A 13564-nucleotide genomic window follows, 5' to 3' on the forward strand; every position below is an offset into this window, starting at 1 on the left:
TCTAAAAGGCAGTAAAAACAGAGGGATTGCGGTGATTAAGTGTCGACATTAGTGACGAAATCGCCCTCTGGCGGTGACACTTCGACAGTGATGACTTCGCGCCAGCATTGGTTGTAAGTTCAGCCTATTTAATGGTGTTATTTATCAGTGGGTTAATCTGCATTTAAACTGAGTGGCAATGGCGGTATTGCTGGCATCTTCTTTGCATTCATTATTGTTGATAGAGAGTCATTGAGAGCAACCAAGGAGAACCGCCATGCATGAGATAACCTTATGCCAAAACGCGATTGCCATGATGGAACAGCAAGCCCGACAACACGGCGCGCAGAGGATAACCGGCGTTTGGCTAGAAACCGGTGCATTTTCTTGTGTCGAACCGCAGGCATTAGAATTCTGTTTTGAATTGGTGTGCCGTGGCACGTTGGCGCAAGGCTGTGTGTTACATCTTAGTCAACAGCAGTCGCAGGTGTGGTGCCATGATTGCCAACAGCCGGTCACATTGCTGAGTAATAAAGTGACCCGCTGCCCATTGTGTGCCGGAAGCCATTTACGTATTGGTGCGGCTGATGATGGTGTGATGATTAAACGGCTGGAGGTGGAATGAATTTACCTTTTTTATCCCCCACGACCGCAGGAGTCGGACTATGTGCATAGGCATACCGGGGCAAATTGTCGCGTTGGATGAGACTCAACCAGGTACTGCCTGGGTGGATGTCTGTGGTGTGCGGCGCTCGGTCAATATTATGCTGGTGGCAGCAGATAAGCCGGCCAGTTTGGCCTTGCTCGGTCATTGGGTGTTGGTGCACGTGGGGTTTGCCATGAGCAGATTGGATGAAGATGAAGCGCTGGAAACCTTACAGTTATTACAAGAAATGGGCGAAGTTGAGAGTGATGTCCGAGGATTTTTGGGGCAAGAAGGTTAGCAGGCCCTAGTTCTCTCCCGTGCAGGCGAGAAATATCGTAGCGTCGCCATTTCTTTCGGCTCATCTGACCTTCAGTGGTTGTCGGCCATAGGTCTGATTGCGCTTAACCTCAAAGGCCAATTCAAGGTGAAAATGTATTAAATATCAAAAGCTAATGTAATATCATGGTGCTGGTGCTGGTGCTGGTGCTGGTGCTGGTGCTGGTGCTGGAGTTTTTTGTTTTTCTGCGGCCAACCGGTGTTCTAGCTCGACCAGTTGCTCAGGTGAAACCGCGGGGTAGCCTTGGGCATCCTCGGGGATGACGTGTACCGCCGGAATAGGAATAAGTGGCCCAAGGAAGCGCGGTTCACTTTTCAAAACGTAAAGATCAGACAGCGCGCCGAGGCGGGCGAAAATCTCGCGTACCCGGACATTAAGCATGTTTTTCGGTGACGGCACGGCAAAGCATTGAGCTTGAATGCCCATATGCATGGCAATAAATAATGCCCGCTCGCAATGGAAACGCTGAGTAATGATAATAAAATCATTGGTATCAAACACTTTTCTGGTTCGCACAATCGAATCCAAAGTGCGAAAACCGGCGTAATCGAGCACAATATCAGCGGGTGCAACACCAGCAGCTATCAAATCCCGGCGCATGGTCATAGGTTCGTTATAACTTTGCAGGGCATTGTCACCACTCAGCAGTAAATAGCTGACTTTCCCACTGTTATAAGCATTGATAGCGCCCTGGATCCGGTATTGATAAAACTGATTAATACCGCCAGTCCGATAATATTTGGCGGTACCCAAGACCACACCGACCTGTCGATGCGGCAAGCCTTGCAGCTCATCATAAATAAAGGGGGCTGTTTTCCAGCTAATCCAGCGATCAAGCGCAATAGCTGAAACCACCAGCAACCCTGCGATGGCAATTAAGCTAATAATCAGGCGTTTCCACATTCTCTGGCCTTCGAAGCATTCAACTCACTGGTATGGTAGCAAGGCTACTGTACCTGCCCATGCTGCGCAAGTTATACCCTTCGTCCTTGTCGTTACAGTGTTGTTGGCTGCATTCGCGCACCCGAATCACTGACTGGAGTCAGCTCAGCGGGATTTATTTTTTTTGAATATTTATGGGCAGATTAACCGGCCCATATCTATGTACAGGCCGGATAATATTTAGAACGAAGTGCGTTTATAGCTACGGTATTGTGGTTGCCAATAGTTACGCTCAATAGCTTTAGCTAAGGCTTCTTCAGAAGTCACAATGGCGACGCCTTGCAGTTGCGCTGCTTTAGCGACCTGCATCGCAATGGCCTTTGATACGGACTGAATATCGTCAATGTTGGGTAGCAATGCACCCTCGCCATTATGTGCCAGTGGCGAACATGCAGCTAATGCACGGCTGGCGGCCATCAACATGCCGTCGGTCACGCGTTTGGCACCGGATGCCAATACCCCTAAACCAATACCGGGGAAGATATACGAGTTATTACATTGAGCAATCGGATACAGTTTGTCTTTATAATTGACCGGCGGGAATGGGCTGCCGGTGGCGACTAATGCTGCGCCATTCGTCCAGTTGATAATATCCTCTGGTCGGGCTTCCACCCGTGATGTTGGGTTAGACAGCGGCATTACAATGGGGCGCGCGCAGTGCTGGTGCATTTCGCGGATCAGTTCTTCAGTAAACAGCCCCGGTTGGCCTGAAACGCCAATCAGCACGGTAGGTTTAGCGTTACGAACCACATCCAGCAGTGAGATGGCGTCACTGGCCAGATTCCAGCTTTGCAGCGCATCACTTTTTTGTACTAATTTGCTCTGGAATTCCAACAGGTTAGGCAGCTTGTCAGTTAACAGGCCGAAGCGGTCGACCATAAATACCCGCGCGCGCGCCTGGCTTTCACTCAAACCTTCTGAAATCATCTGCGCAATGATTTGTTCCGCAATACCGCAACCCGCAGATCCGGCCCCGAGGAAAGTGACCGTCTGGTCGCGCAGTTGGCTACCCGCGGCATGGCTGGCGGCAATCAGGCTGCCCAGAGTGACTGCGGCAGTCCCTTGAATATCATCATTGAAACAGCACAACTCATCACGGTAGCGATTGAGCAGCGGTGTGGCATTGTTTTGAGCAAAATCTTCAAACTGCAACAGCACATTCGGCCAGCGACGTTTTACCGCCTGAATGAATTCATCAACAAAAGCATAATATTCATCACCGGAAATACGTGGGTGACGCCAGCCCATATACAGCGGGTCATTTAGCCGTTGCGGGTTGTTGGTACCGACATCCAAAACGACAGGCAATGTATAAGCCGGGCTGATACCACCGCAGGCGGTATACAACGACAGTTTACCGATGGGAATACCCATGCCGCCAATCCCTTGGTCGCCCAGACCAAGAATACGCTCACCGTCCGTCACCACGATGACTTTGACGTTTTGCTTGGTGGCGTTTTGCAGCATGTCGTCAATGTGTTCACGGTTCGGATAAGAGATAAATAGCCCGCGTGCCCGGCGATAAATATCCGAGAAATGCTCACAAGCTTCGCCCACTGTCGGGGTGTAAATTATCGGCATCATCTCACTGAGATGGGCTTCCAGCAGGCGATAAAACAGAGTTTCATTGGTATCTTGAATATTGCGCAGATAAATGTGTTTATCGTCGTCGTTTTTGAAATCCTGATACTGGCGGTAAGCTCGCTCAGCCTGTTCTTCGATGGTTTCAACCGCTTCTGGCAATAAACCGTGCAAATTGAAATGGCTACGTTCATCAATGGTAAACGCACTGCCTTTGTTCAATAGCGGGAATTCTAACAGGATGGGGCCAGCGTAGGGGATATACAGGGGGCGCTTACTTTCGTATTCAAGTTCCATGAGTTTCACTCTTAAACGTTATAAAGTCGTTGCCCCTGATCCTAAAAGATAAGAAAAATATGTACAGCTTTTGTTAGTTAAATATGTCGGCGAGCGGTAAAAGTGTGAAGCACGATAATAACCGGGGTTAGCCATGTAACCCCAGTTTCAGCTTTTTTAATTAAAAAGTGACCCGTTTTACCTCTGTACAGCCAAGTGCTGCCAGAGTGGCTTGGGTTGCATCCCACTGACTGAGTATGGATTTACTGCCTTCAACCAAGACTGCGCGGCGAATCGCGCCACAATCTTTGCCAGACAGATTGGTCAGAATTAATGCCGCTTGCAGTGGTGGCAAACTCGGGTTAAATGCCGCATTTTCAGCATAACGGCCGGTATAAATCGCTCCGTCAGCCGTCTCTAGGGCAACACCGCTGTGGGAAAGGCTATAAGGCGCATGACTTTGGTTGGCAGCCATAAGTGCGGCTTGAGTCAGGGCATCGGTTGGCTCAACCTGGTAGCCGTGATCAACCGCGTCCATCAGCCGGGCGGTGATATCCAAGTCTTTCGGGCCGAAAGCATCTGGCAGATATTTTTCCAGTGTTGAAGCAGGGCGGCCTGGTAGATGAATATGTAAGTCAGTTCCGCTATTGAGTTCATTCATAAACTGGCGGCAATGGCCACAGGGCGTGTAATTGACGGTAATTGAAACCAACTGGGATTCGCCACGTAACCAGGCATGTGTCACGGCGCATTGCTCGGCGTGGATGGTTTGTTGCAGCGGCGCGCCACCAAACTCCATATTGGCACCAAAATAGAGATTGCCGCTGATACCTCTGGCGATGGCGCCGACGTTAAAATGGGAGATTGGCGTCAAGGCGCAAACCGCAGCCAAAGGCAATAACGCAAATGCCAAGGCATCATCATCTAACCCACTAATATCTTTCACTTTTTTTACTTGCTCTGCTGTCAGCATGGCAGGGAAATCGTTTGCGCTCAAAATAAATTCAAGAGCAGACTGCAGTGAGGTGGGAAGCTGTGCCCAAGGGGCTTGAAAACGTGCTTGCATAAGGTTATCTCCAATAGGAACGGGAAACTATTCTAGGCAGCTTGATGCCTTCTTGGTGTGATCTGAGTCCCGTTTTATATGAAATTTGTGCAAGTAAAATCCCAAATGAGAGATGTATCTCAAATTTATTCTGCGGTAATGGCGATATCAGCCAAACAAATGCAGCAGAACCGGGAACAAGAAGGGGGCCAGCAATGAGGTAATAATCCCACAGATAACCAGCGCCAGAGAGCTGAACGCGCCTTCTTGATAGTCCAGTTCGGCACAGCGGGCGGTGCCCAGAGCATGTGAGGCCGTACCCATTGACAAACCACGTGCAGCTTTAGTTTTAATATTTAATAAATTCAGTAGGCTGTGACCAAAAACGGCCCCCAGAATACCCACGAAAATAACACATACCGCACTGATGGCGGGCAAGCCATGAATGGATTCCGCGACCGCCATCGCAATAGGTGTGGTGACCGATTTAGGCAATACTGAGGCGGCAATTTCTGGGGTTGCCCCCATCCACAATGCCACGGCAGTGCCGGTCACCATGGCAGTAACACTGCCTATAAAACAAATAGTTATGATGGATTTCCAGCGAGCGCGAATTTGATGTAGCTGCTCATAGAGCGGGAAAGCTAATGCGACTACCGCAGGTTGCAGCAGGTCATTAAGTATTTTGCTGCCAGCAAAATAGTTGGCATAGGGCATATGCGTAACCAGCAGCAATGGAATGATAACGACCATTGATATCAATAATGGGTTGAGCAAGGGCATTTTCAGCCAGCGTGCCAAGCGGCGTGCACTGAAGAAGACAATTAATGTCAGTGGCAGTGACCACCATAAGTTGCTGATCATTTGCCCTCCTTGGTATCACTTGGGGCATCGGCCACTTTAGGTTCACGGTGGACATAATTAGAACTGTACGCCACCACCAACATCACAATCAGGGTGCTGATAAAGCAGGACACGACGATCGGCCCAAACTGTTTGGTCAGTTGATCATAATATTGCATCACGCCAACACCGATAGGAACAAACAACAGTGCCATATAGCGGATAAGCAGCTGGCAGCTGGGTTTTACCCACTTAGAGGGCAAAATTTGTGAGGCGAGCAGAGCAAATAGAATCAACATGCCGATAATGCTGCCCGGAATGGTGATGGGCAACAACAAGGCCACAGCCTTACCGGCCCATAAACACAGATAAATTATGGCGAAAGCCCGCAAATACTGCCAGCAAAGTGACGTCACGTTGCGCATAAAGAGAGTCCTGAGTTACGGAATGCATTCATCATACAATTAACTTTGGTTATGTGCTAGCGATCACATTATGAATAATGATCCCATCACCTTTCAAGCTGTGAGGGCGTTGGCAGCACTTTGGCCAATTGATAGCCGCGATAAAAAAACAGCAGCCCCAGCAGCGCCGCAATAATCAGCATATAAAACATCATCTGTGGTGCCGTGTAGGCTAATAAAAAACCACAGAGCACGGGGTTAGCGGCCCCACCGAGCTGACCGAGATTTTGTACTCCATAGTAACTGCCTTTGAGATTTGCTGGAGCAATAAAATCGATAAATAAGTATTCGACGGGGATAACAATAATTTCGCCCAATGAGAAAATCGCCATTGCCAGCATCCACATTGGGATTGAGTCCTGAGCGGCCATAAACCCGAATAAACCAATAATGAAGAATAAGGTGCCCAGCATTAACCAGCGCATTAAGTTCTGTTGATTCATGCGGCGGCTTAATAGGTATTGCAGCGTAATCACAATCAGCGCATTGACCGTCATCACCGCCCCAATGACCTGATAGGCGAACTGAGCATCGGAAACTGTAATCAGATATTGGGATAAATAACCGGAGAATTGGCCAAAGACAATGGCACTTAGCATGCTACCGACGGTGAAATAAATTAGCCGTTTATCGTGTCGCAAAATACGGAATGTTTGGCGAAAGTCGGGGACTGACTCGGTTAAGGTTTGTTCAGCGACCGACATATCCGCGCTGTCTACCCGGAATTTCAAAATAATGGCAACTAATAGCGCTAATAAGCCCGAGATAATAAAAGGAACTTGTGGGCCGAACCCCACCACCAATACCCCCAGCGCCGGGCCGAGCGCCCAACCGACATTAACTAGCGTGTAGTTAGCTGAAAAGGCTTTGATACGTTCATTGACCGGCAGCCAGTCAGCAAAACAGGCTTTAATGGCAATGCCATACACCGAATATGCCGAGTGCAGCAGTGCCAGGATCAAAATTACCCACGCCGGGTGTTCAACCCAGGGCAGTGTGAAAAAGGTGACCGAAAATAAACTGATAGCCAACAGAATTAACTGCTTTTTATTAAATTTATCAACCAGATAACCGCCATAAAGGCTGGTGAAAATACCCAGTGCCAAACTTGCCCCCAGCACTAGCCCAACTTTATCAGGCGCGAGTCGGAAGTGCTCCGCCAAGTAGATAGTGATAAAGGGCAGGGTTACAGCTCGCCCAATGGTCAGAATCAATGATGCAATCAGCAGATTGGTAACACGCGCTGGAAATCCTTTCATGGCATTTTCTTATTGTTGATGATGTTGGTAATAAGGTTTTTCACTTTTAACTTTGAGTTTATGTGTTTGTTTTTTAATCAAAACAATGGCTCTCACAGCTTAATGACAAAGTGGCTCAGCCAAATACAGTAGACTATTACGAGGATAAAGAGAGGGGGGGCGAGGAAATATTTTTGCCCACAGCAGGTAGACCTGCTGTGAGTTGCGACTTAACCCAAATATTCAATGATAGACAGGCCAGCATTATAATCGGTGCTGTAGATAATCCCTTGAGCATCGACAAACACATCACAGGACTGAATAATTTGCGGCCGTCCGGGCCGTTTATCCATCATTTTTTCTGGTGCAGCGGGCACTAAAGCCCCGGTTTCCTTGGGCTGATAGGGGTTGCTGATATCATAGGCCCGCACCCCGGCGTTTTGGTATGTCGCAAAAATGAGTGATGAGCTGATAAAACTGCCGGGCCGATTTTCATGCAGATTATGCGGGCCAAAGTGTGCGCCTTTTTTCACATAATCCTGCTCATCAGGAACCGGGAATGTCGAAATACTCACCGGATTGCTGGGGTCGCGAATATCAAACACCCAAATATGTTTTTCACCATCTTCTTGATTATCCAGCACGGCTTCATCCAGCACTACCAATAAGTCGCGGTCGGGCAGGGGGAGCGCGGTGTGAGTGCCTCCGCCAAATGGGGGGCTCCAGTTGCGGTGACTTATCAATTTGGGCTCATTGCGATTACTGACGTCCAACAGGGTCAGCCCGCCATCACGCCAACTGCCATAAGCCGTGTCACCACTGACAATGGCATGATGCAGTGCATAGCGTTTGCCTTCTGGCCAGTTGGGTTGTTCGCCGGCGGCGGTATGCATGCCCGGTAGCGCATAGCGGCCCGCGACTTGAGGTTTTTGCGGGTCAGCCAGGTCAATGGTCAGGAAGATATAATCACTGTAGCCGTCCAGTAGCGCCGAAACATAGGCCCAGCGCCCGCCGACATACCAGATGCGGTGGATACCAATGCCATCCAGCGGCAGGAAGCTTATCTCGCGCGGTTTGTCTGGCGTCGAAATATCAAAAATACGTAAACCCGCACTCCAACTGCGGCTTTCCTGACGGCTACTGAGCGTTTGTGCCACCGAGCGGGTGTAATACACTTTTTCTTCGGCAAAACTGGCATCAGCAAACAGGTCACGGGCATTAATCACCAACAACAGGTCGTCGTGGGCCTGTAAATGCACATTCCAGGTATTGGGCGGTGCGGCGATAAACCCCACCGGTTGTGGTTTTTTTGCATCCCGGACATCAATAATTGAGACGCCCTGCGACACCATATGGCCGATGTAAGCATAGCCACGGTGCACCATGACTTGCACTCCGTCGGATTTCCCACCTTGCGAACTATGCCCAATCAGCCGCATATTGCGGCTGTATTCTGGGGGCGGCAAGTATCCTTGCGTTGCCATCTATTTCACTCCAAATCAATTGGCCGCATTGGCCTTTACGGGGTCATTACTGAGCATTTTTTGCCGCAAGTGTCGCAAACCAAGGGGAGTTAAAATCATCTGACTGGCCCCAGCCGGGAATGATTTTACTCAAACCCGCTACGTTGACAGGGCCGGGTTGGCTGGCCAGCAAGGCTTGTGGAATGGATGCCGCCTGGAATTCATAACTGGCAGGGGTGGTTTCACCGGCAATTTTCTTAGCGATCAGTCGCAAATTTACCGCGCCAATGAGTTTAGGGTCAACGGCAACACTGACTTTCCACGGGCTATTGGCCTCACGCATCAGCTGCAAATCCTGATTCGAGATATCAATGCTGTACAGTTTGATCTCCGTGCGGCCATTTTCCTGTAAGGCTTTATAAGCACCTTGGGTAAAGGCATCCCAGGTACCCCAGATGGCGTCGATTTTCCCTTTTGGATATTTCGCCAATACCGCGCCCACTTTGTTTGCCGTATCGCCTTGAACATCAGAAGAAACCGCGCCGATAGATTCGAGTTCAGTAATACCTGGATTTTGTTTTAACAGTGCCTGATAAGCGGCCTGGCGGCGTTCCATTGGGGGGAAACCTGCCACCCAGAGCTTGATGATATTGGCTTTACCATTGAAATCTTTGACTAACTGGCCGAAGGATTCATTGGTTAGAGAGGCGTCATCCTGCTGAGTCACTGTCAGACCGGGAATATCGCCCTGAATGGCGGTATCAAATACCGATACTGCAATGCCGCTGTCGGTGATGCGTTTTACCAACTCAGTTGAGTAAGGATCACGCCCCTGAGACAGAATAATGCCGTCGTATTTTTGGCTAATGGCTTGGTTGACGAAGTCCTGAAAACGCGCGTCATCGCCATTACTCAAGAACGTATCCACTTTGAACCCGAGCTTTTTCCCTTCTTTCAACACACCGGACAAAAACTGTGTGGTGTTGTCATCGGAGCCCAAATTACGGATGACTGCAATTTTAATTTGCCCTTGGTGCTGGGCAATCGCTGCTGGAATTGGCGCTATTGTGGCGGTGTTTGCGGCGAATACCGGCAGTGTTGTCAAGAGGCTCAGGGCCAGTAAAGGGGAAGCAATCTTTTTCATCCGGAACTCCGTCATGGTGTCGAGTAGGTTTGCAATCTGTATTGTTGTTATCGTTTTTATAGCTATCTTTGTGTCTAGACGTCTATCTGTCCATGTGCAACATCATAACCATAACTATTTTGATAAGGAATTAACTTTGTTATGAATTTTTGGACTGCGTTATATCTTTTAGTTTGGATAGAGCAAATAAGCAGCAAAAGGCGCAGAGGGAGTTATTATAATGGCAGCAATAGGGCGAATAACCCTTTACTAGCAATGGTTTTATATGAGGAGATAATGATGGCCATATTATTTATATGACAATTAATAACTGTAATATTTGTTTTGTTACCTTCCTCAGTGCTGATAGTCTAAATAGAATCAAAAAGAAAAGTTAATAGTTAGCTATCCTCTGGCTGGTATAACCTGTTGTATTTTTTAAGGTTAATGATATTTAAAGGATTAAAGTCACTATGGGTAAAGTTAGCAACCTATACAAATTTAGAAAGGAAAATACTGATATGGCACAGGCGAATTTAGATTATGTAATCAAGGGTGCCATTAGAGAGAGTGAAAGTTATACTTATATGTCCCGTGGTGAGTTTGCTTTTATATTTTTTCGTTATTCATTGGCGTTGCTGGCGATTATTTTCTTGATGGAAATAGTATTCCCAGATTTAATTGACGAAGTTTTATCTTTGTCAGTCACCTCTATTTTTATTGTGCTTTCATTAGTTATGTTATTACCCAGTTCATATCGTCTGGCCAACCAGCAGCTAAGCCCATATTTATTGGTTTTTCACCTGCTGCCATTGGGCTGTGCCTTGTTGCCGGCTACATTCACTTTACCAATAATAGGTTTGTTTTTACTTTATCTTATATCTATCAATGTGTTTGATATAAAGCCACCGGCTTGCGAGCGCAGAAAACAATTGGCCTCTGCCTTACCTGATGAATATCCCTTTGGACTCACCTTAGCTTGTTTCAGCTTACTCTATATCAGTTTCTTTCTGTTGTTTGAGTTGGATGATGCCATTATTTGTTTAATGCTGGTGGGGTGGCTGTTCTTTTTGCTGGCTAAATGGCATTGGCCGGTTGTGATATTGAATGTTCTGGGTGTGGCTGGTATGTTTTGGTTTTTCTCTTCTGGATTTTTAGAGGTTAAACACCATAAGAATATTATTATTAATGCACTGATTAAAATTTCACTTTTGGATAATATTTTGTTCCTTATTTTCTCATTCAGCTTATTTATTAATATGCTTTATTGGTTGGAGGCTTGGCAACGCGAGCGACATTCTCAACCCCATAAAGAATAAAATCATTGCGATAGGTGACGTTTAGACAATAAAAAATGCCGGCCAAGTTAACCCTGACCGGCATGTTAGTCATGACGTTTACTTCACTTGCATACCCGGTTTAGCGCCATTATCTGGGCTTAGCAGGAAGATATCATTACCACCAGGGCCTGCGGCCATCACCATGCCTTCAGAAATGCCGAAGCGCATTTTGCGCGGAGCCAGGTTGGCAACCATCACCGTCAAACGGCCTTCCAATACTTTAGGGTCAGGATATGCCGAGCGGATACCAGAGAAGACCTGACGGGTTTCACCGCCAAGATCCAGTTTCAGTTTCAATAACTTATCTGAACCTTCGACAAAATCTGCTTGTTGAATCAATGCAATGCGCATATCCACTTTAGCAAAATCATCAAAGTTGATGGTTTCCTGAATCGGGTCGTCAGCTAATGGGCCGGTCGCTATAACGGCGGCTGCCATATCTTCTTTAGAAGAGGCCACCATGTCATTAACCTTGTCCAAATCAATACGGTTAAACAGTGCCTTAAAGGTATTGATCTGATGACTTAACAGCGGTTGCTCAATGCTATCCCATGTCAATTCAGTATTAAGGAAAGCCTCAGTACGTTCTGTCAGTGCGGGTAACACCGGTTTGAGATAAGTCATTAGCACGCGGAACAGGTTAATACCCATCGAGCAAATGGCTTGCAAATCGGCATCACGGCCCTCTGCTTTGGCCACTACCCAAGGTGCCTGCTCATCAACATAGCGGTTGGCGATATCTGCCAATGCCATGATTTCACGAATGGCTTTGCTTGATTCGCGGTTGCTGTAGGCATCAGCAATGCTGACGGCAGCATCGGTAAAGGTCTTATACAGCTCAGGGTCAGCCAGTTGGTCGGCTAACTTGCCGTCAAAACGTTTGCTGATAAAACCGGCATTACGGGAAGCCAGATTCACCACTTTATTGACGATATCGGCGTTAACGCGTTGGACGAAATCTTCCAGATTCAAGTCGATATCATCAATGCGCGAAGAGAGCTTAGCGGCATAGTAATAACGCAGGCAATCAGCATCCAAATGTTTCAGGTAAGTGCCCGCTTTAATAAAGGTGCCGCGGGATTTCGACATTTTTGCGCCGTTTACCGTCACATAACCATGAACAAATAAGTTGGTTGGCTTGCGGAATTGACTGCCTTCCAGCATGGCCGGCCAGAACAAACTGTGGAAGTAAACAATATCTTTACCAATGAAATGATAAAGATCGGTTGTGGAGCCTTCACGCCAGAATTCGTCAAAATCTAAATCGTCACGTTTGTCACACAGGTTTTTAAATGCGCCCATGTAGCCAATTGGCGCGTCCAGCCAAACATAGAAATATTTACCTGGCGCATCCGGGATTTCAAAGCCGAAGTAGGGCGCATCACGGGAGATATCCCACTGTTGCAGACCTGATTCAAACCATTCCTGCATTTTATTCGCAACTTGTTCCTGCAATGCACCAGATCGAGTCCAGGCTTGCAGCATATCGCTGAATGCGGGTAGGTCGAAGAAGAAGTGCTCAGATTCACGCAGCACCGGTGTAGCACCGGAAACCGCAGATTTTGGATCGATAAGTTCCGTCGGGCTGTAGGTTGCGCCACAGACTTCACAGTTATCGCCATATTGATCTGGCGCTTTACACTTCGGACAGGTGCCTTTGACAAAACGGTCGGGCAGGAACATGCCTTTCTCAGGATCATACAGCTGAGAAATAGTGCGATTCTTGATATAGCCGTTAGCCTTCAGGCGGCCATATATCAGGCTCGACAGTTCACGGTTTTCATCACTGTGGGTGGAGTGATAGTTATCATAACTGATAGCGAAACCGGCGAAATCCTGTTGGTGCTCCTGGCTCATTTCGGCAATCATTTGCTCCGGTTCGATACCCAGTTGCTGAGCTTTCAGCATGATAGGGGTGCCGTGGGCATCATCTGCACAGATAAAATGAACCTGGTTGCCGCGCATTCGCTGGAAACGGACCCAGATGTCTGCCTGGATGTGCTCGAGCATGTGGCCGAGATGAATAGAACCGTTAGCGTATGGTAGCGCGCACGTCACCAATATTTTTTTCGCGACTTGAGCCATAGTGGGAAATTGCTTTCTTTATTTTGGTTAAAGGGTCTTTGATGTTAACCGATAAGCGGGTTTGCCGCTAGGGTAAGGCTGGCTGTTGGCTGTCTTAAGTCATAACCCATCAATTTTAGTCATTTTTTAGTACATTTCGTTATTAGTCTTCGGGGTTATGTGGTCTGTTTTAGCTTTCTCCTTAATTCGGCGCACACAGGTC

At 47.7% G+C, this 13564-nt stretch carries 12 protein-coding genes; 3 read left to right on the plus strand and 9 right to left on the minus strand.

The window, feature by feature from the left end; genetic code table 11:
* Positions 1-256: 256 nt before the first annotated feature.
* Both hypA and YROHD0001_RS14310 read left to right on the plus strand, forming a co-directional pair.
* Complete coding sequence (gene hypA, locus YROHD0001_RS14315) at positions 257-604, plus strand: hydrogenase maturation nickel metallochaperone HypA (RefSeq protein ID WP_004713507.1); 348 nt, start codon at positions 257-259, stop codon at positions 602-604.
* A 40-nt stretch (positions 605-644) separates the two neighbouring features.
* Positions 645-923 carry a HypC/HybG/HupF family hydrogenase formation chaperone gene (locus YROHD0001_RS14310; protein ID WP_004713508.1) on the plus strand — a complete coding sequence of 93 codons (279 nt, stop codon included), beginning with the start codon at positions 645-647 and terminating at the stop codon, positions 921-923.
* A gap of 162 nt (positions 924-1085) precedes the next feature.
* On the opposite strand, the gene sanA is transcribed toward YROHD0001_RS14310, so the two are convergent.
* The 8 genes from sanA to YROHD0001_RS14270 all read right to left on the minus strand — a co-directional run bounded on the left by sanA (position 1086) and on the right by YROHD0001_RS14270 (position 9958).
* On the minus strand, positions 1086-1865 hold the full coding sequence (sanA, locus tag YROHD0001_RS14305) for an outer membrane permeability protein SanA (protein WP_004713509.1): 780 nt from the start codon (positions 1863-1865) through the stop codon (positions 1086-1088).
* A 219-nt stretch (positions 1866-2084) separates the two neighbouring features.
* Positions 2085-3782 (minus strand): NAD-dependent malic enzyme, encoded by a 1698-nt coding sequence (locus tag YROHD0001_RS14300; protein WP_004713510.1) that lies wholly within the window; start codon positions 3780-3782, stop codon positions 2085-2087.
* Between the two features lie 160 nt (positions 3783-3942).
* The gene (cdd, locus tag YROHD0001_RS14295) at positions 3943-4827 is read right to left on the minus strand and encodes a cytidine deaminase (protein WP_004713511.1); all 885 of its coding nucleotides are present in this window, start codon (positions 4825-4827) and stop codon (positions 3943-3945) included.
* A gap of 147 nt (positions 4828-4974) precedes the next feature.
* Positions 4975-5670: a CidB/LrgB family autolysis modulator gene (locus tag YROHD0001_RS14290; RefSeq protein ID WP_032816120.1), complete on the minus strand. Its 696-nt coding sequence runs from the start codon at positions 5668-5670 to the stop codon at positions 4975-4977.
* Positions 5667-6074, minus strand: a complete 408-nt coding sequence (locus YROHD0001_RS14285; protein WP_004713513.1) for a CidA/LrgA family protein — start codon at positions 6072-6074, stop codon at positions 5667-5669. The genes YROHD0001_RS14290 and YROHD0001_RS14285 overlap by 4 nt, the downstream gene beginning before the upstream one ends.
* Before the next feature lie 86 nt (positions 6075-6160).
* Entirely contained in the window at positions 6161-7372 is a 1212-nt protein-coding gene (locus YROHD0001_RS14280) for an MFS transporter (RefSeq protein WP_004713514.1), read from the minus strand.
* Between the two features lie 209 nt (positions 7373-7581).
* Positions 7582-8835, minus strand: a complete 1254-nt coding sequence (locus tag YROHD0001_RS14275) for an LVIVD repeat-containing protein (protein ID WP_004713517.1) — start codon at positions 8833-8835, stop codon at positions 7582-7584.
* A gap of 46 nt (positions 8836-8881) precedes the next feature.
* Positions 8882-9958: a sugar ABC transporter substrate-binding protein gene (locus tag YROHD0001_RS14270; RefSeq protein WP_004713518.1), complete on the minus strand. Its 1077-nt coding sequence runs from the start codon at positions 9956-9958 to the stop codon at positions 8882-8884.
* 452 nt (positions 9959-10410) lie between these two features.
* On the opposite strand from YROHD0001_RS14270, the gene YROHD0001_RS14265 reads away from it, so the two are divergent.
* Positions 10411-11256, plus strand: coding sequence for a hypothetical protein (locus YROHD0001_RS14265; RefSeq protein WP_086023424.1), 846 nt, complete (start codon positions 10411-10413; stop codon positions 11254-11256).
* A 78-nt stretch (positions 11257-11334) separates the two neighbouring features.
* Here YROHD0001_RS14265 and metG read toward each other — a convergent pair whose 3' ends face one another.
* Positions 11335-13362 (minus strand): methionine--tRNA ligase, encoded by a 2028-nt coding sequence (metG, locus tag YROHD0001_RS14260; protein WP_032816124.1) that lies wholly within the window; start codon positions 13360-13362, stop codon positions 11335-11337.
* Positions 13363-13564: the final 202 nt, after the last annotated feature.

The sequence above is a fragment of the Yersinia rohdei ATCC 43380 genome, assembly GCF_000173775.1.
In the GTDB taxonomy this organism is placed as follows: Bacteria; Pseudomonadota; Gammaproteobacteria; order Enterobacterales; family Enterobacteriaceae; genus Yersinia; species Yersinia rohdei.

Bases quoted from the DNA above. Each gene is read 5' to 3' on its own strand.
- YROHD0001_RS14265 (WP_086023424.1), top strand. From the start codon at position 10,411: ATGGGTAAAGTTAGCAACCTATACAAATTTAGAAAGGAAAATACTGAT.
- YROHD0001_RS14280 (WP_004713514.1), bottom strand. From the start codon at position 7,372: ATGAAAGGATTTCCAGCGCGTGTTACCAATCTGCTGATTGCATCATTG.
- YROHD0001_RS14275 (WP_004713517.1), bottom strand. From the start codon at position 8,835: ATGGCAACGCAAGGATACTTGCCGCCCCCAGAATACAGCCGCAATATG.
- YROHD0001_RS14310 (WP_004713508.1), top strand. From the start codon at position 645: ATGTGCATAGGCATACCGGGGCAAATTGTCGCGTTGGATGAGACTCAA.
- YROHD0001_RS14285 (WP_004713513.1), bottom strand. From the start codon at position 6,074: ATGCGCAACGTGACGTCACTTTGCTGGCAGTATTTGCGGGCTTTCGCC.
- metG (WP_032816124.1), bottom strand. From the start codon at position 13,362: ATGGCTCAAGTCGCGAAAAAAATATTGGTGACGTGCGCGCTACCATAC.
- YROHD0001_RS14270 (WP_004713518.1), bottom strand. From the start codon at position 9,958: ATGAAAAAGATTGCTTCCCCTTTACTGGCCCTGAGCCTCTTGACAACA.
- YROHD0001_RS14290 (WP_032816120.1), bottom strand. From the start codon at position 5,670: ATGATCAGCAACTTATGGTGGTCACTGCCACTGACATTAATTGTCTTC.
- YROHD0001_RS14300 (WP_004713510.1), bottom strand. From the start codon at position 3,782: ATGGAACTTGAATACGAAAGTAAGCGCCCCCTGTATATCCCCTACGCT.
- sanA (WP_004713509.1), bottom strand. From the start codon at position 1,865: ATGTGGAAACGCCTGATTATTAGCTTAATTGCCATCGCAGGGTTGCTG.
- hypA (WP_004713507.1), top strand. From the start codon at position 257: ATGCATGAGATAACCTTATGCCAAAACGCGATTGCCATGATGGAACAG.
- cdd (WP_004713511.1), bottom strand. From the start codon at position 4,827: ATGCAAGCACGTTTTCAAGCCCCTTGGGCACAGCTTCCCACCTCACTG.